Source organism: Micromonospora sp. NBC_00421, assembly GCF_036017915.1.
Taxonomy (GTDB): domain Bacteria; phylum Actinomycetota; class Actinomycetes; order Mycobacteriales; family Micromonosporaceae; genus Micromonospora.
In genome coordinates, this window is sequence record NZ_CP107929.1 from 2,716,576 (window position 1) to 2,738,451 (window position 21,876).

A 21,876-nucleotide genomic window follows, 5' to 3' on the forward strand; every position below is an offset into this window, starting at 1 on the left:
AGGCCACGTGAGGATCGTCGACGCCCGGGTCATCGTGACCTGTCCGGGCCGCAACTTCGTCACCCTGAAGATCGTCACCGACGAGGGGGTCACCGGCGTCGGTGACGCCACCCTCAACGGCCGGGAGCTGGCCGTCGCGTCGTACCTGCGCGACCACGTGGTGCCGCTGCTGATCGGGCGGGACCCGGCCCGGATCGAGGACACCTGGCAGTACCTCTACCAGGGGGCGTACTGGCGGCGCGGACCGGTGACGATGAGCGCGATCGCCGCCGTGGACACCGCGCTGTGGGACATCAAGGGCAAGGTCGCCGGCCTACCGGTCTACCAGCTGCTCGGCGGCCGGTCCCGCGAGGGGGTCACCGTCTACGGGCACGCCAACGGCGAGACAGTCGAGGACGTACTGGTCGAGGTCGCCCGCTACGTCGACCTCGGCTACCGGGCGGTGCGGGTGCAGTGCGGCGTGCCGGGGCTGCCGAAGACCTACGGGGTCAGCGCCGACAAGCTGTTCTACGAGCCGGCCGACGCCGCCCTGCCCAGCGAGGCGACCTGGTCCACCGCGCGGTACCTGGCCCACGTGCCGACCGTCTTCGCCCGGGTACGCGACGAGTTCGGCCCGACCCTGCGGCTGCTGCACGACGTGCACCACCGGCTCAGCCCGATCGAGGCGGCCCGGCTCGGCAAGAGCCTGGAACCGCACGCGCTGACCTGGATGGAGGACCCGGTCCCCGCCGAACTGCCGGAGGGCTTCCGGCTGATCCGCCAGCACACCACCACCCCGGTCGCCGTCGGCGAGGTGTTCAACACCGTCTGGGACGCCGCCCAGCTCATCCGGGAACAGCTCATCGACTACATCCGTACCACGGTGGTGCACGCTGGCGGGATCACCCACCTGCGGCGCATCTTCGACCTGGCGGCGCTGCACCACGTGCGCAGCGGCTCACACGGGGCGACCGACCTCTCCCCCGTCTGCATGGCCGCCGCCCTCCACCTCGACATCGCCATCCCCAACTTCGGGCTGCAGGAATACATGCGGCACACCGACGCCACCGACGAGGTCTTCCCGCACGGCTACCACTACGCCGACGGCTACCTGCACCCGGCGGAGACCCCCGGCCTCGGGGTGGACATCGACGAGGAGGCGGCGGCCCGCTACCCGTACGCCCCGGCGTACCTGCCGGTGAACCGGTTGGAGGACGGCACCGTCCACCCCTGGTGAGCCGGGCCACCACCGGGCCACCGGACGGTCAGCGCAGCTCCTTGACCCGGATCAGGTTGCCCGCCGGGTCGCGGAAGGCGCAGTCGCGCACCCCGTACGGCTGGTCGATCGGCTCCTGGACGACCTCGGCGGCACCGGCCTGCACCGTCTCGAAGACGCCGTCGAGGTCGGGGGTGGCCAGCATCAGCCAGCCGTAGGTGCCCTTGGCCATCATCTCGGCGATGGTGCGGCGCTCCTCGTCGGTGACGCCCGGGTCGACGGCCGGCGGCGCCAGCAGGATCGACGTGCCGGGCTGGCCGGGCGGGCCGACCGTGATCCAGCGCATCCTGCCCGACCCGACGTCGTTGCGGACCTCGAAACCGAGGATGTCGCGGTAGAAGGCCAGCGAGGCGTCCGGATCGTCGTGCGGCAGGACGCAGGTGTCGATGGTGAGATCCATGCTGATCACGCTAGGTGATGACCGGTGCGGGCGCTTCTCGATTCCTGACCGGCCGGGTCACCTGTTTGGTCAGACACGGCGGCGGCTCCGCCGATCCGGGCGTCGACGACGCCCGGTAGCTGCTCGGCGGGACGCCGACCAGCTCGGTGAAGCGGGTGCTGAAGGTGCCCAGCGAGGCGCAGCCGACCGCGAAGCAGACCTCGGTGACGCTGAGGTCGCCCCGGCGCAGCAGCGCCATCGCCCGCTCGATCCGCCGGGTCATGAGATAGGCGTAGGGTGACTCACCGTAGGCGCGACGGAACTGCCGGCTCAGGTGCCCGGCCGACATGTGCACGCCCCGGGCGAGCGCCTCGACGTCCAGCGGCCGGGCGTACTCCCGGTCGATCCGGTCCCGCACCCGGCGCAGCCGGGCCAGGTCGCGTAGCTGCTGCTCCGGGGCGGATCTGCTGGTCATCCCGTGATCGTGCCACGGCACGCCGGCACGTCGCGCGGCATCCGGTCAGTGGATACGGCGGCCCCGGGCGTCGGGTACCCCGGACTTGCGGAAGAAGTACGTGTTGACCTGGTCGCGCCACTCGGTGGCGCAGCGCAGCTGCTCGTCGAGGCGCTCGGCGACCCGGTCGTGCACCGCCCGGTCGATCATCCCGGCGAGCCGGGCCCACCGCTCCCGCATCGCCACCACCTCCTCCACCCCGGCGAAGTGGGTGTCGTAGATGTGCTGGATGACCGTGGACCCGTTGTGCAGGACGTGGGAGTACGGGACGTGGTGGAAGAAGAGCAGCAGTTCGTCCGGGCAGCGCTCGGGTGACTCGTACACCTGGGACCAGGGGGGCGGGTACTGGCCGGTGAAGCCGGTGCCGGTCGCCCTGGTCCGGTCCACCCCCACGCCGTCGCGGTCGGCGAAGTGGTAGGTGCCCCACCGGCTGTACTCGTAGCCGTCCACGCTGGGCCCGTAGTGGCCGGCCGGGTTCACCATGAAGCCGACCCCCAACGGGGCGGTGTACCGCTCGTAGGTGCGCCACGAGTCGTCCAGCACCGCGTGCAGCGTCGCGCGTACCAGGTCGGGGTCACCGACCGTCGACGCCGGGAAGGTCAGGTCGATCCACTCGTCGAGGATCGCCACCGGATCGAGGCACGGATCCCAGGCCAGTCGGCCGAAGGCGTACAGGTTGGCCTGGGCCAGCGGGTGCCCGCACCAGAACGGGTCGTCCCCCACGTTGGCGACGGCGACCAGGTCACCGCCCCGGCGGGGCTGCGGGCCGGGCACGTCCGCCAGCACGTCGGCGACGGTCCGCTCCGGCGGCCCCCACGGCCGGAAGCCCAGCACCTCGCGCCACCACGGCGCGAGGTAGCAGGCGTGCCACTGCTGGCCGGTGTACTCCTGGGTCACCTGCAACTCCACCGCCAACCGGGTGGCCGGCATCGCCGCGATCACCGGCGACACCGGCTCCCGGGGCTGGAAGTCGACCGGGCCGAACTTCACCTGGAGGACCACGTTGTCGGCGAACCGGCCGTCCAGCGGAGCGAAGTGGTCGTACGCGGCGCGGGCCCGGTCGGTGCGGCGGTCCCGCCAGTCCTGCCGGTGGTCGTAGACGAACGCCCGCCAGTGCACCACTCCCCCGTGCGGGGCGAGCGCGGCGGCGAGCAGGTTCGCGCCGTCGGCGTGGTCCCGCCCGTAGGTGAACGGGCCGGGTTGCCCCTCCGAGTCGGCCTTCACCACGTACCCGCCGAAGTCGGGGATGCGCGCGAAGACCCGTCGGGTGGTGTCGTGCCACCACTGCCGCACCTCGTCGTCGAGGGGGTCGGCGGTGGGCAGGCCACCGAGGACGACGGGGGCGGCGAAGGTCACCGACAGGTGCACCCGGACGCCGTACGGGCGCAGCAGGTCGGCGATCTCGGCCACGTCGTCGAGCCGGTCGGTCAGCAGCCGCGCCTCGGTGACGCCCACGTTGACGTTGTTCACCGAGATCGCGTTGACCCCCGTCGAGGCCAGCAGCCGCCCGTACGCCCGCAGCCGGTCCCGGTCGCCGCGGGGGCCGCCGTCACGCCAGAAGATCGAGCCGCCCGCGTAGCCCCGTTCCACCTGCCCCGATCCCGGATGTACGGCGACGTTGTCCCAGTGGTCGAGCATCCGGCGGCGCAGGGTGGGTCGGTGCGCCCGCGTCGGGCGGTCCCCGGTGAACGCGGCCTCCCCGGCCCGGACCAGGTGGAACAGTCCGTAGAGCAGCCCGGCCGGCGCGTCGGCCAGCACCACCGTGACCCCGTCGACCCGGCTGCACAGGAAGCCCTCGTCGCCGAGCGGCCCGGCGTCGCCGACAGGTGTCGCCGTCGCCCCGGCCGGCACCGCCGACGGCAGCGGATCCGCGCCACGCACGGCGAGCACCAGGTCGACGGGGCAGCCCGCCGACGAGCCGCCCGCCGACGGACCGCCCGCCGACGGACCGTCCGCCGACGAGCCGGAGCCCGCGCCGACGCCGGTCCGGCCGGCCCACCCGCCGTGCCCGGCACAGGCCCGCACGACCTCGTCGAAGACCGTGTCCACGAGCGGACCGTCGCCGTGCACAAGCACCCGGCGTGCCCCCAGGGCCCGGAACGCCTCAGGTGGCAGCCAGGCGGCGTGCGGTACCGGTGCGGTACCGGCCGCTCCGTCTCTCGTCGGGCCGCCCGCAGCGGCATCCCGGGCCGTGACGCTCCCGCTCATCCGGTGAAGTCCTTCCGCACGATGTCGATCATCGGAGTGCCGATCCGCAGGTAGGCCAGGGCGAACAGCCCGGCCAGCAGGACCAGCGATGCCTCGGAGAAGAGCACGGTGAGCGCCCCCGCGGCGGCCAGCAGCAGCAGGGTGCCGAGGGTTACGGCGGGGGTCCGAACCAGGAAGTACAGCGCCAGCCGCAGCACGTCCCGGGTCCGGAAGGTGAACAGCGAGGCGATCACCAGGGCGTTGCCGGCGACCAACGTGGCCCCGACGGCCACGCCGACCAGCGGCACCGCCCAACCGGTCGGGACGGCAGCGGCGGGCAGGTGGGTGAGGTTCACCCCGATGACGGTCAGCCACAGCAGCAGCGGCACCCAGATCCGCAGCACCTGCGGCAGGTTGGCCCGGTAGCCCTGCCGGAACCGCGCGGCGGGCCGCAGGTCGGTCAGGTCGGGGCGCTGGTGGTGCAGGGCGTACAGGGCGGCGGAGACCGCCGGGCCGACGGGCAGCAGGCAGAGCGCGACAAGCGGCAGGTTGCTGGCGTCGCGACCGAGCAGGAGCAGCGGCACCAGGCCGGGCAGGGCGGCGAGCGTCAGCAGCAGCCCGACGACGAGCACCGTGTACACCGACGCGGCGGCCCGGGACAGCGGGCCGTCGCCGAACTCCCGCCAGGTCTGCGCGCTCACGGCCGGTCGTCCCGGTCGGCCGGCGCGGTCCGCTGCCCGGTGCCGCCGAGCAGTCGGGCGTCGTCCCACCACGGCGGGGTCTCGTCGCGCACCGGGGCCAGCTCGACCAGGGTGACCTCGTGCCGGGCCAGGGTGAGGTCGAGGTCGACCCGGCCGGCGGTGACCGGCAGGGCCCGGTGGGAGCGGGCCGGTTCGGCGGCCTCCCGCAGGGTGTCGAGCTGACCGGGTCGGGGGGATCGGGGCCGGCCCATCTCGCACCAGGCCGTCCAGGCGTTGCCGGCCTCCTCGTCGACCGACGAGCGGAGCTGGAAGGCCGACGTGGTACCAGGTGGACCCACCGGCACCGACAGGGTCAGGGGGTGCCGGTCGGGCACCGGCTCGTGGCCTGTCACGTCCACCGGGGCCCAGGCCAGGACGGCGACCCGACCGTCGGGATGCCGGGTGACCAGGTGGTCCGCCCCGCGCGCCAGCACCTCGTCGCCGAGCCGGGCCATGAAGGCGTACAGGTGGTAGGTGGGCTTCTTGAGCTGGCGGTGGGTGAGCAGGCCGAACCCGCCGTGGAACAGCGCGGTCGGCACCCCCGTCTCCTCGAACATGTCGCTGAACGTCCAGTACGCGAAGGAGTCGACCAGGTCGCCGCCCGCCGCCAGCACCGGGGCGAGGTACGCGGCGTGGAACGCCGTGTCGTGGATCGGGTTGTCCGGCCGGTAGGAGGAGTTGAACTCGGTGATGTGCACCGGCAGCTCCGCCAGCGCGGTGCCGGACAGGTGCCGGCGGGGCGCGGCGAACTGCTCCAGCAGCGACGACGCCGGGGCCAGGGTCTGGTGGGTGCCGAAGGGCACGTGCTGGGCGGGGCCGGAGGTGTAGGCGTGCCGGCTGACGAAGTCGACAGGCACGTCGTGCGCGGTGACGAAGTCGGCGAAGGGCTCCAGCCAGTCGTCCGCGCCGGGCGAGATCGCCGGACCGCCGACCTGCAACCCGGCGTCGACCTCCTTGACGGCATGCGCGGTGACCTCGTAGAGCCGGTGGTAGGCGTCCCGGTCCGCGCCCTGCCAGAAGTCGGGCAGGTTCGGCTCGTTCCACACCTCGATCGGCCAGCCCCGTACCTCGTCGAGGCCGTACCGGTCGACCAGGTGGGCCACGGTGGCGCGGACCAGGTCGGCCCACTCCGACCAGCAGCGGGGCGGGGTGACGTTGCCCTGCCACCAGAACACCGTCTGGTCGCCGGAGGCCAACGCGGTGGGCATGAACCCCAGCTCCACGAAGGGGCGGATGCCCAGCTCGAGGTAGGCGTCGACGACCTGGTCGACGTACGTGAAGGAATGGTGCACCCGACGTTCGCCCCGGTGCTGGTAGGGGCGGTGCACGCCCACGCCGTCGCTGAGCAGGCCGTGGCCGCGGATGTGCCGGAAGCCGATGTCGCGCTGGAGCAGGGCCAGCGACTCCTGGTAGTCGCGGCGCAGGGCCAGTTCGAAGCGCCCGGTGCCGACGCAGTGCCGCCAGGCACCGGTGAGCCGGCCCACGGGCTGGGCGGGAACGGTGATCCGCATCGTCGTCGTCCTCCGGTGGTCGCCGTGCCGGTGCCGGTGACCGGTCCGGCCGGGCCTGTGGCGGGGCCCGGCCGGACCGGGTCGGTCAGCCGTTGTCCTTCTGGAACCGCTCGTGCGCCTTGTTGACCAGGCCGATGTACTGGTCCGAGTTCTTGGCCTTCAGCTCACCGAGGTAGGCGTCCCACTCGGTGAGCGGCCGCTGGCCGAGGATGAACTTCAGCGTGTTCTGGGTGACGTGGTCCTTCAACGGGGTCTCCCACAGCGACACCTGCTCCCGCTCCTCGTCGGTGAGCGGGGCCGGCGGGTCCACCGGCAACGGCGGCCGGGCGTTCATCACCTTCTGGAACTCCAGTTCCTCCGGGGAGAAGAACGACTGCACCAGGTCGAGCTTGCCGCCGTAGGAGAACACCCCGTTGCCGAAGCCGAAGTCCTTCTGCAGGTGCTTGCTGCCCTTGGGGTTGAGCCCGATCATGTCGACGTCGGGGGCCAGAGTGTACTTGCCGGCGGGGTCCTTGGTGAAGGTGGTGCCCTCGACGCCCCACTTGGCGAACTCCTCGCCGGCCTCGGAGTAGTACAGCCAGTCGATGAACTGCATCATCGCCACGAAGTTCTTGCTGTCCCGGGCCTTCTTGGAGATCATGATGCCGTTCTCCAGCCGGCTGGCCGGGTTGATCTCGCCGGCCGGGCCGACCAGCATCGGGATCTTCGTCAGCTTGGCGTTCGGCTGGGTCTTGGCCAGGTCGGGCCGGTACTCGTTGACCAGGCTCTGGGCGTTGCTGCCGATGACGAAGGACTTGCCGTTGGCGAGCTTCTGCCGGGCCTGCTCATCGGTCTGGGTGAAGCTCTCCGGGTCGAGCAGCTTCTCGGCCACCAGCTTGTTGAGGTACACGATCACCTGCTTGTACTGCTCGGTGGCACCGGTGTAGACGAACGTCTTCGCCGCCGGATCCCAGGTGGCGGGGTTCCAGCTCCAGCCGGTCCGGATACCGTGCGCGGCGCCGACGATGCTCAACAGTTCCCCGCCGGGGTTCGGCTTGCTCCACCGGTCCGAGTACGGGTAGGAGTCGGGGTAGCGTGCCTTCATCGCCTTGAGCACGGTGTACAGCTCGTCCCAGGTTTTGGGGATCTGGAGGTTGAGCTGCTGGAGGATGTCGGTGCGCACCGCGATCGAGTACTCCGCCCAGGGCTTCTCGTGCAGGCCGGGGAGGAGGTAGAACTTGCCGTCGGACTGCCGCAGCGTGTCGAACTCCGGCTGGAGGTTCCACTTGGCGATCTTGTCCTTGAGGTGGGGCATCAGGTCCAGGTAGTCGCTCACCGGGAGGATCGCGCCGGAGGAGACGAAGGCGTTCTCCTGCGGGTGGTAGGTCTTCGGCATGATCAGCGGGGCGTCGCCGGCGCCGATCAGCAGGCTGCGCTTCTGCTCGTAGTCGCTCAGCGGCACGGCCACCGGTTCGAGCTTGACGTTGGTCCGCTTGGTCAGCTCCGACCAGAACAGCCAGTCGTCCTTGAGCGGATAGTTCGGGTGGTTGTTGTAGAGGATGGAGAAGGAGAGCGGCTCGGTCGCCTTGAACTGCGTGTCGAGTCCGTAGTCGGCCATCGCGCCGGCCCGGTTTCCGGACAGGTCCTTGGCCTCCGGAGCGTCCTCGGAGCAGGCCCCGACGAGGGTGAGGGTGAGCAGCCCGGCAGCGGCTATCGCCACGCGGCGCCACGTCCTGTGGAACATGGCTCGTCCTTTCGATCAGGTGGTGGGGGGTGGGGCGGGGTGGAGCCGTCGGCCGGGCTACCCCTTGACCGCGCCGAGCATCACGCCGGACACGAAGAACCGTTGGATGAAGGGGTAGACCGCGAGGATCGGCAGGGTGGTGAGCACGATGGTCACGGCCTGGATGGTGGCGGCGGCCTGGACCGCGTCGGACTGGGCGACGCCTCCGGCGGACTGCGCTCCGGTCGCCCCGGCGATGAGGTTGCGCAGGTAGACCGTGACCGGGAGCAGGTCCTGTTGGTCAAGGTAGAGGAACGCGGTGAACCAGGAGTTCCAGAAGGACACCGCGTAGAACAGCACCATGGTGGCGATGATCGCCTTGGACAGCGGCAGCACGATCCGCAGCAGGGTGCCGTACGTGCTCAGCCCGTCGACGGCGGCGGCCTCCTCCAACTCGACAGGCAGGCTCTCGAAGAACGCCTTCATCACCAGCAGGTTGAACACGTTCACCGCGTTGGGCAGCACCACCGCCCAGATGCTGTTCTTCAGCCCCAGGCTGGTGATCAGCACGTAGTTGGGGATCAGCCCGCCGGAGAAGAACATGGTGAACACGGCGATCCCGACGAGCACCCCGCGCCCCTTGAGCTGGTGCTTCGACAACACGTACGCGTAGCAGGTGGTCAGCACGATCGAGATGGCGGTGGCCACGACGGTGTAGACCACGGTGTTGCGGTAGTTCGTCCAGAACATCGGGTCGGACATCACCAGCCGGTAGGCGGTGAGGTTGAAGCCCTGCGGGACGAGGTTGACCTTCCCCGCGATGATCGGTGCCTCGTCGCTGAGCGACCGGGCCACGATGTTGACGAACGGGTAGAGCGTCACGATCACCACGAGGGTCAGCACGACGGCGTTGACCGCCTGGAACACCCGGTAGCCCCGGGTCGGGCGGATCCCGCGCCGGCGGCGGGCCCGCGGGGCGTCAGTCGTCTTCGGGCCGGCCGTGCCGGGGGCCACGGTCACCACAGGCTCGTCCCCACCGTGCGCCGGGAGATGGTGTTCGCCCCGAGGACCAGGATCAGCCCGATCACCGCCTCGAACAGGCCGATGGCGGCGGCGTAGCTGAAGTTGCTGGACTCGAAGCCCAACCGGAACAGGTACGTGGAGATCACGTCGGCGGTCGGGTACGTCAACGGGTTGTACAGCAGCAGGATCTTCTCGAACCCGACCGCCATGAAGGTGCCGATGTTGAGGATCAGCAGGGTCACCATCGTCGGCCGGATCCCGGGCAGCGTGACGTGCCAGGTCTGCCGCCAGCGGTTCGCCCCGTCGATCCGGGCCGCCTCGTACAGGTTCTCGTCGATGGTGGTGAGCGCCGCCAGGTAGAGGATCGTTCCCCAGCCGACTGTCTGCCAGACCTCCGAGGAGACGTAGATGGCCCGGAACCAGCCCGGCTGCTGCAGGAACGGCACGGCCTCCCCGCCGATCCCCCGGACCACCTGGTTGACCGAACCGTCCATCGACAGCAGCTGCATCACCATCGCCGCCACGATCACGATGGACAGGAAGTGCGGCAGGTAGGACACCGACTGGACGAACCGCTTGAGCCGGCGGGCCCGGACCTCGTTGAGCAGCAGCGCCAGCACGATCGGCAGCGGGAAGCAGAACAGCAGGGTCAGCGTGCCCAGCACCAGGGTGTTGGTGAACACCTGCCAGAAGGTCGGGTCGGCGAGGAACAACCGGAAGTACCGCAGGCCCACCCAGTACTCGCCGAAGACGCTGCCGCCGGGGCTGAACCGGCGGAACGCGATCACGTTGCCGATCATCGGCAGATACCGGAAGACCAGGAAGAACAGCAGCGGCAGGACGGCCAGCGAATACAGCTGCCAGTCCCGGCGCAGCGCCCGTCGCCAGGGTTGGCGGCGACGCCGTCGGGGGCCCGGGGTGGCGGGTGCCGGGGCCGGCGGCGGTGGCCGCAGCGTCTCGGCGGTCATCCCCGGGCCTCCTGTCCGGCGTGCGGGTCGGTCGCGGCGGGCTCGACCCGTACCGACGTGAGCAGTTGCCGTCGGACACCGACCTGCCGTTCGACGCCGGTCAGCCGCAACGGCACGGTCGCCACGACCTCGCCGCTGGACCGGCCGAACCGCAGCTCGACGTCACCGGGTTCGACGACACGCCGGCCGTCGCGCCCGGTGAACGAGGCGAGGTCGGCCGGTACGGTGAAGCTGACGTGTGCCGCCGCGCCGGGGTCCAGCGGCACCCGGGCGTAGCCGACCAGCCGGACCACGGGTCGGGTGGTCTGCGCGACCGGGTCGTGCAGATAGAGCTGGACCACCTCGGTGCCGGCCCGCTGCCCGGTGTTGCGCACGGTGATCCGTACCGTCGTCTCGCCGTCGACCGGCCAGGCCGGCGGCCCGTCGGGATCGGTGCCGCCCACCGCCACCGGATCGGTCCAATCGAAGGTGGTGTAGCTCAGCCCGTGGCCGAACGGGTACGCCGGGGTGGGGTCGATCGAGGACACCTCGGAGCGTCGACCCAGCGGCGGCGTCAGGTAGGTGCCCGGCAGGCCACCGGCGTCGCGGGGGACGCTGACCGGCAGCCGCCCGGACGGGTTCACCGCGCCGGTGAGCACCTCGGCGAGCGCCTGCCCGCCACGTTGGCCGAGGAAGAACGCCTGGACGACGGCGGCGGCGCGGTCGTACTCCGGACCGAGCGCGTAGGGCCGGCCGGTCATCAGCACCAGGACCACCGGGGTGCCGGTGTCGAGCACGGCCCGGACCAGCTCCGCCTGGACGCCGGGCAGCCGCAGGTCGGGCGCGTCGCAACCCTCGCCGGAGGTGCCCCGGCCGAACATGCCGGCCCGGTCGCCGACGGCGAGCACGCAGACGTCGGCCCCGGCGGCGGAGGTGACCGCCGCCCCGATGCCCGAGGTGTCCCCGCCGGTGATGGCGCAGCCCGGCTCGTGCAGGAGCTGCGGAACCCGCCTGGCGAGTTCGTCGCGCAGCGAGGGCAGTTCGAGGCCGAGCCCGTGGTCGGGGTGCCGGACGCCGACGTGGTTGGGGAAGGAGTAGCAGCCGAGCAGGGCCATCGGGTCGTCGGCGACCGGTCCGACCAGGGCGACCCGCAGGTCGGTGGCGAGCGGCAGCACGCCGTCGTTGCGCAGCAGCACCACCGACTCGCGGGCCAGCCGGACGGCGACGTCCCGGCTGGTCTCGTCGTCGAGCCGCAGCTCCGCCACGTCCTCGGGCAACTCCTGCCAGCCCTCGTCGAGCAGCCCCAGTTCGATCTTCTGGACCAGCACCCGGCGCAGGGCGCGGTCGATCAGCGTCTCGTCGATCTCGCCGGCCCGGACCGCCGCCACCAGGGGTTCGCCGAAGGCGTCCACGGTGGGCAACTCCACGTCGATTCCGGCCCGCAGGGCGAGCCGGGCGGCGTCGGCGGCGTCGGCGGCCACGCCGTGCAGGGTCTGCAGGAAGCGCACCGCGAAGTAGTCGGCGACGACGGTGCCGGTGAAGCCCCACTCGTCACGCAGCAGCCCGGTCAGCAGCTCCTCGTCGGCGGCGGCGGGCACGCCGTCGATCTCGGCGTACGAGTTCATCACCGAGCGGGCCCCGCCGAGGCGCAGCGCCATCTCGAACGGCGGGAGGATGACGTCGGCCAACTCCCGGCGGCCCATCGACACCGGGGCGAGGTTCCGACCGCCCCGGGAGGCGGAGTAGCCGGCGAAGTGCTTGAGGGTGGCGACGATGCCGGCCCGTTCCAGGCCCCGTACGTACGCCGCGCCGGTCGTGCCGACCAGGTACGGGTCCTCGCCGATGGTCTCCTCGGTACGCCCCCAGCGGTAGTCCCGGGTGACGTCGAGCACCGGGGCCAGTCCCTGGTGGACGCCGGCGGCCCGCATCGACCGGCCGATCCGGCCGGCCATCTCCTCGACCAGGGCGGGGTCGAAGGACGCGCCCCAGCCCAGCGGGGTCGGATAGACGGTCGCCCGCCAGGCGGCGAAGCCGGTGAGGCACTCCTCGTGCACCTGGGCCGGGATGCCGAACCGGCTCGCCGCGGCGATCTGCGCCTGGGAGGCGGCCAGCGAGCGCGCCCCGACGACGGGGTCGACCGGCGCGGTGCCGAACGGGCGGGTCAGCTGGCCGAGCCCGTGCCGGATCAGGGTGCCCCACGGCGGACCGTGGTCGATCATGTCGGCCTGGTGCGGGGCGACCCCCTCGCCGGAGGCTTCCGCGCCGACCCAGACCCCGACGAGCTGGGCGATCTTCTCCTCCAGCGACATCAGCGGGACCAGGGCGTCGGCCCGTTCCGCGGGTGAGCGCCGGGGATCTCGCCAGGGCAGGGTGTCGCGCGGTGCCGGACCGTCGTCGACGGGCACCTGACTTCTCATGCCACACCCCTCACCTTCGACCGCTCCCCCGTCCCGCGTCGCACCGACCGAAGCGGGGAACCGGAGGGGGTCCGAAAATTTCGTAAACAGCTCGTTGCCTTTTTCGGGCAACTTAGGAGGCGTCGATGGCGCATGTCAAGGGCCTCAGATCGGATATATACGAACGCTCTTCCCGGAACGGGCATTCACCTTCATCAAAATCTTTCATCGACGTCGGTCCCAAGTTTCGGCGTGGGCGTGCTAGAGTCCTCCGAAACTTTCGGAAGCGCCCGGTAAGGCTTCGATGACCGCGTCCCGTCCGCTCACCCCGCAGGCCCCGGCCACCATCGCCACCATCGCCGAGGAGGTCGGCGTCTCCGTGGCGACCGTCTCGAAGGTCCTCAACGGGCGCGCGGACGTCGCCGCCGAGACCCGGGCCCGGGTCGAGGAGAGCCTCGAACGGCACCGGTACCGCCGCCGGATCCGCCGGCAGTCGCTCGGTATCGACCAGATCGACTTGGTCTTCCACGAGTTCAACTCCGGCTGGGCGATGGAGATCGTGAGCGGGGTGGAGGCGGTGGCCTCGGCCGCCGGGCTCGGGATCGCCATCTCCCAGCTCGACGGGGCGCACCGACCCGCGCCGCGCCGGCTGGACGCCCTGGTCGCCCGTCGCCCGCTGGGCCTGCTCTTCGTGCTCTGCCACCCGACCCCACCGCAGCAGCTCCTGCTGGCCGAGCACCGCATCCCCTTCGTGGTCGTCGACACCGACAGCGCGACCTCGGCCCCGGTGCCGACCGTCGGCTCCAACAACTGGAACGGCGGCCTGCTGGCCACCCGGCACCTGATGGAGCTGGGGCACCGGCGGATCGCCGTCATCTCCGGCCCCCGGGACGTGCTGTGCAGCCAGGCCCGCGCCGCCGGCTTCCGCTCCGCCCACGACGAGGTCGGGCTGACCGTGGACACCGCCCTCATGCGCTACGGCAGCTTCTACGTCGACGGCGGGCACGCCCACGGGCTGGAGCTGCTGGCCGCACCCGACCGACCCACCGCGATCTTCGCCGGCTCGGACCTGCAGGCCATCGGCGTGCTCCGGGCCGCCCGTCAGCTCGGCCTGCGGGTGCCCGCCGACCTCTCGGTGATCGGGTACGACGACCTGCCGGTCGCCGGCTGGACCGACCCGCCGCTGACCACCGTGCACCAGCCGCTGCGGGACATGGCCGGCACCGCCACCCAGATGCTGCTGGAACTGGCCCGGGGCGGGGTGGTGGCGACCAGCCGGATCGACCTGGTGACCGAGCTGGTCGTCCGGGAGAGCACCGCACCACCCGCCACCACCCGCCACTGACCCGACGAGGAAACCATGACCCCCCACGACGAACTGCGACGGTACGCCCCGACGGTCGTCGAACCCGTCGACTTCGACGCGTTCTGGCGTACCACCCTCGACGAGGCGCGCACCCGGCCGGTGCTCGTCGACGTCCGCCCGCACCGGACCGAGCTGCGCCTGGTCGACACCTGGGACGTCACCTTCGCCGGGTTCGCCGGTGACCCGGTGCGGGCCTGGTACACCCGCCCGGCCGGGGTCGACGCCCCGCTGCCCACAGTGGTCGAGTACGCCGGCTACGGGCGCGGCCGGGGGCTGCCGCACGAGCGGCTGACCTGGCCGGTGGCCGGGTACGCGCACCTCCTGATGGACAACCGGGGCCAGTCCGGCCTGTACGGCGCGGGCGACACCCCGGACCCGCACGGGGCGCCCGGCGGCCCGTGGCCCGCCACCTGGGGCATCCTCGACCCGCACGACTACCACTACCGCCGGTTGATCACCGACGCGGTGCGGGCGGTCGAGGCCGTCCGCGCGCTGCCCGGGGTGGACCCCGCCCGGGTCGTGGCGGCCGGCAACAGCCAGGGCGGCGGTCTCGCCCTGGCTGTCGCCGGCCTGCGCGACGACCTCGCGGCGGTGCTGACCACCGCGCCGTTCCTCTGCGACGTCCAGCGCGGGATCGAACTCACCGACGCCTCCCCCTACGGCGAGATCGCCCGCTATCTGGCGGTGCACCGGCAGGCGGAGGAGGCCGTCCGGCACACGCTGTCCTACGTCGACGGGGTGACCTTCGCCCGGCGGGCCACCGCCCCGGCGCACTTCGGCATCGGGCTGCGGGACGACGTCTGCCCGCCGCGCACCGGCTTCGCGGCCTACAACCAGTACGGCGCGGCGAACGGCCACGCCGAGGCGCCCTCCCGGCACCTCCACACCTACCCGTTCAACGGCCACGAGGGCGGCGAGGCGTGGCAGGTCGAGCGGCAACTGCGTTGGCTCGAGGCGCTGCTCCGACCGGCCACCGACCACGCGCCCCGGTGACCGGCGGCCGGCAGGGCCGGCTCCGCTCACCGGGGCGTCTCCCCGCGCCCGAGGGGTGGGTCGTCCGTCCGGCAGGTCACCCGGGCATCGTCGCTCACCGATGTTGCTGATGTTAGCGATAACACGATATGGTGCATCCCGGCGGGAGCGCAGGGCACGCTCCGGCTGTGGATCACCGGTTCGTCCACGTCGCGGTCGGTGACCACCGGCACCACACGGCGTCCACGACCAGTGACGAGTCCGGGTTCCTGGTCGTTGCGCGTGGCGCACCGTCCGCCCATCACCTCAGGGAAATCCGCCGGTAAGCGGTGGTCGGTCGCCCGCGAGCCGACGTCCGGGTGGCGTGCCGACGCACCCCCTCGTCCACCCGCCGGACGAGACGGCGACCTCCCGGGACGGTCGCCGCGCCGCACCGGTCCGCACCGCCACCCCAGGGAGTTTCCATGAGCGGCACGAGCTGCCCGAACGCCGGGCCACCCCGGTCCGACCACCCCCACCTCGTCGACACCGCCCCCGCCGGCCGACGGCTGCCCACCATGCGCCGGGGCCTGCGCCTGCTGGGCCTGGCCACCGCCGCCCTGGTGGCCGTGGTCGCCACCGGTTCGGTGGTGACCGCACCCGCGAGCGCCGAGTCCAACGGCGGGGTACGGGTGATGCCCCTCGGCGACTCGATCACCGACGGCTTCAACGTCCCCGGCGGCTACCGGATCGAACTGTGGCAGCGGCTGGTCGCCGACGGCTACCGGGTCGACTTCGTCGGCTCGATGTTCAACGGCCCGTCCAACCTGGGCGACCACGACCACGAGGGCCACTCAGGGTGGACCATCGCCCAGATCGACGCCAACGTGGTGAACTGGCTGCGGGCGACGACCCCCCGCACGGTCCTGCTGCACATCGGCACCAACGACATGTACAACGCCTCCGGCGCACCGGCCCGGCTCTCCACCCTGATCGACAAGATCACCAGCACCGCGCCGAACGCGGACGTCTTCGTCGCCACCATCATCCCGCGCAACGGCACCGAGTCGGCGGTCCGCACGTTCAACGCGGCGATCCCCGGGATCGTGCAGAGCAAGGTCAGCGCCGGCAAGCGGGTGCACCTGGTGGACATGTTCAGCGCGGTGGGCACGGCCGACCTCGCCGACGGCATCCACCCCAACGCCACCGGCTACCGCAAGATGGCCACCACCTGGTACAACGCCCTGCGCGCGGTGCCCGGGAGCCTCGGTGGCAACACCCCGACCACCCCGCCGACGACCGCACCGCCCACCACCGCACCGCCGACCACCGCACCGCCGACCACGGCACCGCCCACCACCGCACCGCCCACCACGCCGCCGGCCTCGGCGGGTTGCCGGGTCGCGTACACGGTGAACGCCTGGAACTCCGGTCTCACCGCCTCGATCAGCGTCACCAACACCAGCAGCACGACGGTCAACGGGTGGGCGCTGGCGTTCACCCTGCCCGGTGGGCAGACCATCACCAGCGGCTGGAACGCCACCTACGCGCCGACGAGCGGGGCGGTGACCGCCCGCAACGTCTCCTACAACGGCACGATCGCGCCGAACACCTCGGTCGACGTCGGCTTCCAGGCCGAGCACACCGGCAACGCCGGCCGACCGTCCGCGTTCACGCTCAACGGCACCGCCTGCACGGTCGCCTGACCGGCCGTCCGGCACCGGTGTGCGTGCGCACACCGGTGCCGGACGTCTCCTCGACCACCGGCTCCCACCACCCCCAGTAGGAGTACCGCATGCCACTGTCCAGAAAGTTGCCGGCGCGGATGTTGCTCGCCACCGGCCTGATCGCCGCCGGAACGGCTGTCGCGCTGCCCGCCGAGGCGGCGGCGGCCGGCTGTTCCGTCGACTACACCGTCTCGTCCGAGTGGGGCGGCGGCTTCGGCGCGAACGTCGCCATCACCAACCTCGGCGACCCGATCAGCAGCTGGACCCTGACCTGGTCGTACGGGGCCGGGCAGCAGGTCACCCAGGCGTGGAACGCCACAGTCACCCAGTCCGGCGCCCAGGTGACCGCGCGCAACGTCAGCTACAACGGCACCATCGCCACCGGTGCCAACGTGTCGTTCGGCTTCAACGGCTCGTGGAACGGCAGCAACCCCAAGCCGACGAGCTTCACCCTCAACGGCACGGTCTGCACCGGCGGCACGTCGACCCCGCCGCCCACCACGGCCCCGCCGACCACCGCCCCGCCGACCACGCCGCCACCGACCACCGCCCCGCCCACCACGCCCCCGCCGACCACGCCACCGCCCACCACGCCGCCGCCGACGACCCCGCCGGGCCAGTGGCCGCCGTCGTCCACCTTCACCAACCCGGTGATCTGGCAGGACTTCGCGGACATCGACATCCTGCGGGTGGACGACGCCTACTACTACTCGGCGTCGACCATGCACTACTCCCCCGGCGCGCCGGTGCTGCGCTCCTACGACCTGGTCAACTGGGAGTTCGCCGGCCACTCGGTGCCCAAGCTGGACTTCGGCCAGAAGTACGACATGACCGCCGGACGCGGTTACGTCCGGGGCATCTGGGCGTCGTTCCTGGGCTACCGCAAGAGCAACAAGACGTTCTACTGGGGCGGCTGCATCGACTTCGACAAGACCTACATCTACACCGCGCCGTCGGCCGAGGGGCCGTGGACCCGGCACACCACCATCAACAGCTGCTACTACGACGCGGGCCTGCTGGTCGACGACAACGACACCATGTACGTCGCGTACGGCAACTCGAACATCAGCGTCGCCCAGCTCTCCGCCGACGGGAAGACCCAGGTCCGGTCGCAGCAGGTGTTCACCACCCCGTCGAACGTGGGCACCCTGGAGGGGGCCCGGTTCTACAAGCGCAACGGCAGCTACTACATCTTCCTCACCCGGCCCGCCAACGGGCAGTACATCCTGAAGGCGTCCAGCCCGTTCGGGCCGTACACCATGCAACAGGTGCTGCTGAACCTGCCCGGACCCATCTCCGGCGGTGGGGTGCCGCACCAGGGCGGTCTGGTGCAGACGCAGAACGGTGACTGGTACTACATGGGCTTCCAGGACGCCTACCCCGGCGGCCGGGTGCCGGTGCTCGCCCCGGTCACCTGGAACTCCAGCGGCTGGCCCGTCCTCCAGCTGGTCAACAACACCTGGGGCGGCTCGTACCCGTACCCGAACGTGCCGCGGCCACCGCGTCAGGTGAAACCGATGATCGGCACCGACACCTTCGCCGGCACCACCCTCGGCCCGCAGTACGAGTGGAACCACAACCCGGACAACACGAAGTGGTCGGTCAACGACGGTCTACGGCTACAGACCGCGACCGTGACCAACGACCTCTACTCCGCGCGCAACACCCTGACCCACCGGATCCAGGGCCCCCGGTCCACCGCCACCATCGAGCTCGACTACTCCACGATGCGCGACGGTGACCGCTCCGGCCTGGCGATGCTGCGCGACCAGTCGGCCTGGATCGGGGTCCGCCGCGACAACGGCGCGACCCGGGTCGCCGTGGTCAACAACCTGACCATGGACAGCAACTGGAACACCACGAACACCGGCACCGAGGTCGCCGGGGCCGGCATCTCCGGCGGGAAGATCTGGCTGCGGATCAACGCGGACATCAGCCCCGGCTCCGGTCGGCAGGCCCGCTTCTCGTACAGCACCGACGGGGTGAACTTCACCTCGCTCGGCCCCGCCTTCACCCTCAACAACGCCTGGCAGTTCTTCATGGGCTACCGGTTCGCCATGTTCAACTACGCCACCAGTTCGCTCGGTGGCGCGGTGACCGTCCGGAAGTTCGACCTGGCCAAGTCGTAACAGCCCCGTCCCGACCCGCCGGCCGATCACCGTCAGGTGGTCGGCCGGCGGTCGCATCCCCCACCCCGACAGGAGCCGCTGCCGTGCCCGCCACCCACCCCCGATGGTCGGCTGTCCCGCCGTACCCGTCCCCCTCCCCCACCACTGCCCACCCCGGGGCGGCTACCGACGCCGCCCGCCGTCCCGGGCCGGCCCCCACCGAAGCACGCCGTCCCGGGCCGGCGGTCGACGTCCCGCCGTCGTCCCCGGCCCGGCACCGGCCCGGCCGCACCCGGACGGCGGTGCTTGTCGTCCTGGCGATGCTGGCCACCGTGCTGGTCGCCGCGGCACCGGCCGGGGCGACCCCCGCCGTCCGGGTCACCAACCCGCTGGCCGCACAGCGCGCCGACCCGCACATCTTCCGGCACACCGACGGCTACTACTACCTCACCGCCACGGTCCCCGAGTACGACCGGATCGTGCTGCGCCGGGCCACCACCCTGCAGGGCCTGTCCACCGCCCCGGAGACCGTCATCTGGCGGCGGCACACCAGCGGGATCATGGGCGCGCACATCTGGGCGCCCGAGATCCACTTCATCGACGGCAGGTGGTACGTCTACTTCGCCGCCGGCGCGACCGACAACGTCTGGGCGATCCGGATGTACGTCCTGGAGGGCACCGGGGCGAACCCGCTGACCGCGAGCTGGGCGGAGAAGGGGCAGATCCGTACCCCCTGGGAGACCTTCGCCCTGGACGCGTCGACCTTCGTCACCAACGGCGTGCGGTACCTGATCTGGGCGCAGGCCGAACCGGGCATCGCCACCAACTCCAACCTCTACATCGCCCGGATGGCGAACCCGTGGACGCTCGGCGGCGCACCGACCCGGATCGCCGTGCCCACCCTGGAGTGGGAGATGCGCGGCGGGGTGAAGGTCAACGAGGGGCCGACGGTGCTGCAACGCAACGGCCGGATCTTCCTCACCTACTCGGCAAGCGCCACCGACGCCAACTACTGCCTCGGTCTGCTCACCGCGTCGGCCGGCAGTGACCTGCTCAACCCGTCGTCCTGGGTGAAGTCGCCGCAGCCGGTCTTCACCAGCAACTCCGCCACCGGCCAATGGGGGCCGGGGCACAACTCGTTCACCGTCTCCGAGGACGGTCTCAGTGACATCCTCGTCTACCACGACCGCAGCTACCGGGACATCAGCGGTGACCCGCTGCGCGACCCCAACCGGCGGACCCGGATCCAGAAGGTCTACTGGAACGCCGACGGCACCCCGAACTTCGGCATCCCGGTGCCGGACGGGGCCACCCCGGTCCGGCTGCGGTCGGACAACCTGCCCGACCGGTTCGTCAGGCACTGGGAGTACCGGGCCCGGCTGGAGGCGAACGTGACCAACCTGGCCGACTCCCAGTTCCGGATCGTGCCCGGCCTGGCGGGTGGCAACACGGTCTCCCTGGAGTCCACCAACTTCCCCGGCTACCACCTGCGGCACCGCAACTGGGAGGTATGGGTCGAGCGGGACGACGCCTCGTCGACGTACCGCGCCGATGCCAGCTTCGTGCAGCGACCCGGCCTGTCGAACTCCGCAGGGGTGTCGTTCGAGGCGGTCAACTACCCCGGCCAGTACCTGCGGCACAGCGGCGGCCTGCTCTATCTGCGGACCGTCACCGACGCCACAGGCAACGCCGAGGCCACCTTCGTCCTGGAGTGAGCCGCTACTCGTCGGGCCGGGTCCGCCACTCGCCCCCGGCCCGACGAGCCGGCGGTCCCGGCCGCCCGAGGGGATCCGCCGCGTACCGTCCGGCCCGACCGGGTGGGCTACCGGACCCGGCGCATCCAGCCGTACGGGTCGGCGGCCCGACCGGACTGGATGTCGAGCAACCGTTGCCGGAACTGCCGGGTGTGCCGGCCCGGCGTCCCGTCCCCGATGGTGAAGGCGAATTCGTCGCTCTTCAGCCCGACGATCGGGGTGATCACGGCGGCCGTGCCGGCCGCGAAGGCCTCGGTCAGCGACCCGTCGGCGAAGCCGGCCCGCAACTCGTCCAGGTCGATCGCGCGCTGCTCCGGCTCCAACCCGTGCTCGGTGGCCAGGGTGAGCACGCTGTCCCGGGTCACCCCGTCGAGGATGGTGCCCAGCCCGGGGGTGAGCAGCCGGTGGTCGCGGGTCACGAAGAAGACGTTCATGGTGCCCGACTCGTCGATGCTGCGCCGGCCCTCGCCGCCCAGGTAGAGCACCTGTTCGCAGCCATGGTCCAGGGCTTCCCGCTGCGGGGCCAGACTCGCCGCGTAGTTGCCGCCGCACTTGGCCGCGCCGGTGCCGCCGATCGACGCCCGACTATAGGTGGTGCTGACCCAGAGCGTGACGCCGGTGACCCCGTTCGGGAAGTACGACCCGGCCGGGCTGGCCAGCACGCAGTAGGTGACGTGCCGGGCCGGTCGCACCCCGAGGAACGCCTCCGAGGCGAACATGAACGGGCGCAGGTACAGGCTCTGCTCACCCCCGTACGGCGGCACCCATGCCTCGTCGGCGCGGACCAGCGCGACCACGCTCTCGACGAAGGTCTCCTCGTCCAGCTCGGGGAGGACCAGCCGGCGGGCCGAGGCGGCGAACCGGCGGGCGTTGAGCTCCGGGCGGAACAGCCAGACGCTGCCGTCGGCGTGCCGGAAGGCCTTGAGTCCCTCGAGGATCTCCTGCGCGTAGTGCAGGACCGCCGCGCCGGGGTGCATGGTGAACGGCTCCAGCGCGCCCACCCGGTGGTCGTGCCAGCCGGCGTCCGGTGACCACACCGCCGTCGCCATGTGGTCGGTGAAGTGCCGGCCGAACCCGGGATCGGCGAGGATCTCCTCCCGGGTGTGCCGCGGGGACGGGTGGTCGGTGGGGATCCACCGGAACTGCGCGACCATCCGAGCTCTCCTCGGGACAGGGTGCCGGCGCACCCGACGAGACGGTGCTGCCCGTCGGGGCCGAAGATGTCGGGGCCGTCCGCCCGGTATGTCCCGGGGGTGGTGGGTACAGGCGAACGTCGCACAGAACACTATCAGTCACCACCGGTGCCCGGCGTCCCT

General features: G+C 71.6%; 16 protein-coding genes. 6 read left to right on the top strand and 10 right to left on the bottom strand.

The window, feature by feature from the left end; translation table 11 throughout:
- Positions 1-7: 7 nt before the first annotated feature.
- A complete protein-coding gene (gene manD / locus OHQ87_RS11795) occupies positions 8-1,216 on the top strand; it encodes a D-mannonate dehydratase ManD (RefSeq protein WP_328347777.1) in 1,209 nt (402 codons plus the stop codon).
- A 28-nt stretch (positions 1,217-1,244) separates the two neighbouring features.
- On the opposite strand, the gene OHQ87_RS11800 is transcribed toward manD, so the two are convergent.
- The 9 genes from OHQ87_RS11800 to OHQ87_RS11840 all read right to left on the bottom strand — a co-directional run bounded on the left by OHQ87_RS11800 (position 1,245) and on the right by OHQ87_RS11840 (position 12,675).
- Positions 1,245-1,655: a VOC family protein gene (locus tag OHQ87_RS11800; RefSeq protein ID WP_328347779.1), complete on the bottom strand. Its 411-nt coding sequence runs from the start codon at positions 1,653-1,655 to the stop codon at positions 1,245-1,247.
- 10 nt (positions 1,656-1,665) lie between these two features.
- Positions 1,666-2,109, bottom strand: coding sequence for a helix-turn-helix transcriptional regulator (locus OHQ87_RS11805; RefSeq protein ID WP_328347781.1), 444 nt, complete (start codon positions 2,107-2,109; stop codon positions 1,666-1,668).
- Between the two features lie 45 nt (positions 2,110-2,154).
- The gene (locus OHQ87_RS11810; RefSeq protein WP_328347783.1) at positions 2,155-4,356 is read right to left on the bottom strand and encodes an alpha-glucuronidase; all 2,202 of its coding nucleotides are present in this window, start codon (positions 4,354-4,356) and stop codon (positions 2,155-2,157) included.
- Complete coding sequence (locus OHQ87_RS11815; protein WP_328347785.1) at positions 4,353-5,036, bottom strand: hypothetical protein; 684 nt, start codon at positions 5,034-5,036, stop codon at positions 4,353-4,355. Before OHQ87_RS11815 ends, OHQ87_RS11810 begins: the two co-directional genes overlap by 4 nt.
- On the bottom strand, positions 5,033-6,586 hold the full coding sequence (locus OHQ87_RS11820; protein WP_328347786.1) for a GH39 family glycosyl hydrolase: 1,554 nt from the start codon (positions 6,584-6,586) through the stop codon (positions 5,033-5,035). Before OHQ87_RS11820 ends, OHQ87_RS11815 begins: the two co-directional genes overlap by 4 nt.
- A gap of 85 nt (positions 6,587-6,671) precedes the next feature.
- Positions 6,672-8,309, bottom strand: a complete 1,638-nt coding sequence (locus OHQ87_RS11825) for an ABC transporter substrate-binding protein (RefSeq protein WP_328347788.1) — start codon at positions 8,307-8,309, stop codon at positions 6,672-6,674.
- A gap of 57 nt (positions 8,310-8,366) precedes the next feature.
- Entirely contained in the window at positions 8,367-9,308 is a 942-nt protein-coding gene (locus tag OHQ87_RS11830) for a carbohydrate ABC transporter permease (RefSeq protein WP_328347790.1), read from the bottom strand.
- The gene (locus tag OHQ87_RS11835) at positions 9,305-10,279 is read right to left on the bottom strand and encodes an ABC transporter permease (protein ID WP_328347792.1); all 975 of its coding nucleotides are present in this window, start codon (positions 10,277-10,279) and stop codon (positions 9,305-9,307) included. The genes OHQ87_RS11830 and OHQ87_RS11835 overlap by 4 nt, the downstream gene beginning before the upstream one ends.
- Positions 10,276-12,675 (bottom strand): glycoside hydrolase family 3 N-terminal domain-containing protein, encoded by a 2,400-nt coding sequence (locus tag OHQ87_RS11840; protein WP_328347793.1) that lies wholly within the window; start codon positions 12,673-12,675, stop codon positions 10,276-10,278. Before OHQ87_RS11840 ends, OHQ87_RS11835 begins: the two co-directional genes overlap by 4 nt.
- A 283-nt stretch (positions 12,676-12,958) precedes the next feature.
- Here OHQ87_RS11840 and OHQ87_RS11845 point away from each other — a divergent pair, with 283 nt between their 5' ends.
- The 5 genes from OHQ87_RS11845 to OHQ87_RS11865 all read left to right on the top strand — a co-directional run bounded on the left by OHQ87_RS11845 (position 12,959) and on the right by OHQ87_RS11865 (position 20,521).
- Positions 12,959-13,999 (top strand): LacI family DNA-binding transcriptional regulator, encoded by a 1,041-nt coding sequence (locus OHQ87_RS11845; RefSeq protein WP_328347795.1) that lies wholly within the window; start codon positions 12,959-12,961, stop codon positions 13,997-13,999.
- A gap of 15 nt (positions 14,000-14,014) precedes the next feature.
- On the top strand, positions 14,015-15,013 hold the full coding sequence (locus tag OHQ87_RS11850; protein ID WP_328347796.1) for an acetylxylan esterase: 999 nt from the start codon (positions 14,015-14,017) through the stop codon (positions 15,011-15,013).
- A gap of 536 nt (positions 15,014-15,549) precedes the next feature.
- Positions 15,550-16,677, top strand: a complete 1,128-nt coding sequence (locus OHQ87_RS11855) for a cellulose binding domain-containing protein (RefSeq protein WP_328348822.1) — start codon at positions 15,550-15,552, stop codon at positions 16,675-16,677.
- 89 nt (positions 16,678-16,766) lie between these two features.
- The gene (locus OHQ87_RS11860; protein WP_328347798.1) at positions 16,767-18,827 is read left to right on the top strand and encodes a family 43 glycosylhydrolase; all 2,061 of its coding nucleotides are present in this window, start codon (positions 16,767-16,769) and stop codon (positions 18,825-18,827) included.
- Between the two features lie 83 nt (positions 18,828-18,910).
- Entirely contained in the window at positions 18,911-20,521 is a 1,611-nt protein-coding gene (locus OHQ87_RS11865; protein ID WP_328347800.1) for a family 43 glycosylhydrolase, read from the top strand.
- A 107-nt stretch (positions 20,522-20,628) separates the two neighbouring features.
- On the opposite strand, the gene OHQ87_RS11870 is transcribed toward OHQ87_RS11865, so the two are convergent.
- The gene (locus tag OHQ87_RS11870; protein WP_328347802.1) at positions 20,629-21,714 is read right to left on the bottom strand and encodes a branched-chain amino acid aminotransferase; all 1,086 of its coding nucleotides are present in this window, start codon (positions 21,712-21,714) and stop codon (positions 20,629-20,631) included.
- Positions 21,715-21,876: the final 162 nt, after the last annotated feature.

What these genes read in the sequence shown, in the direction of transcription:
- OHQ87_RS11800 (WP_328347779.1), bottom strand. Translation starts at nt 1,655, where the DNA reads ATGGATCTCACCATCGACACCTGCGTCCTGCCGCACGACGATCCGGAC.
- OHQ87_RS11825 (WP_328347788.1), bottom strand. Translation starts at nt 8,309, where the DNA reads ATGTTCCACAGGACGTGGCGCCGCGTGGCGATAGCCGCTGCCGGGCTG.
- OHQ87_RS11820 (WP_328347786.1), bottom strand. Translation starts at nt 6,586, where the DNA reads ATGCGGATCACCGTTCCCGCCCAGCCCGTGGGCCGGCTCACCGGTGCC.
- OHQ87_RS11850 (WP_328347796.1), top strand. Translation starts at nt 14,015, where the DNA reads ATGACCCCCCACGACGAACTGCGACGGTACGCCCCGACGGTCGTCGAA.
- OHQ87_RS11840 (WP_328347793.1), bottom strand. Translation starts at nt 12,675, where the DNA reads ATGAGAAGTCAGGTGCCCGTCGACGACGGTCCGGCACCGCGCGACACC.
- OHQ87_RS11805 (WP_328347781.1), bottom strand. Translation starts at nt 2,109, where the DNA reads ATGACCAGCAGATCCGCCCCGGAGCAGCAGCTACGCGACCTGGCCCGG.
- OHQ87_RS11855 (WP_328348822.1), top strand. Translation starts at nt 15,550, where the DNA reads ATGCGCCGGGGCCTGCGCCTGCTGGGCCTGGCCACCGCCGCCCTGGTG.
- OHQ87_RS11870 (WP_328347802.1), bottom strand. Translation starts at nt 21,714, where the DNA reads ATGGTCGCGCAGTTCCGGTGGATCCCCACCGACCACCCGTCCCCGCGG.
- OHQ87_RS11835 (WP_328347792.1), bottom strand. Translation starts at nt 10,279, where the DNA reads ATGACCGCCGAGACGCTGCGGCCACCGCCGCCGGCCCCGGCACCCGCC.
- OHQ87_RS11845 (WP_328347795.1), top strand. Translation starts at nt 12,959, where the DNA reads ATGACCGCGTCCCGTCCGCTCACCCCGCAGGCCCCGGCCACCATCGCC.
- OHQ87_RS11810 (WP_328347783.1), bottom strand. Translation starts at nt 4,356, where the DNA reads ATGAGCGGGAGCGTCACGGCCCGGGATGCCGCTGCGGGCGGCCCGACG.
- OHQ87_RS11860 (WP_328347798.1), top strand. Translation starts at nt 16,767, where the DNA reads ATGCCACTGTCCAGAAAGTTGCCGGCGCGGATGTTGCTCGCCACCGGC.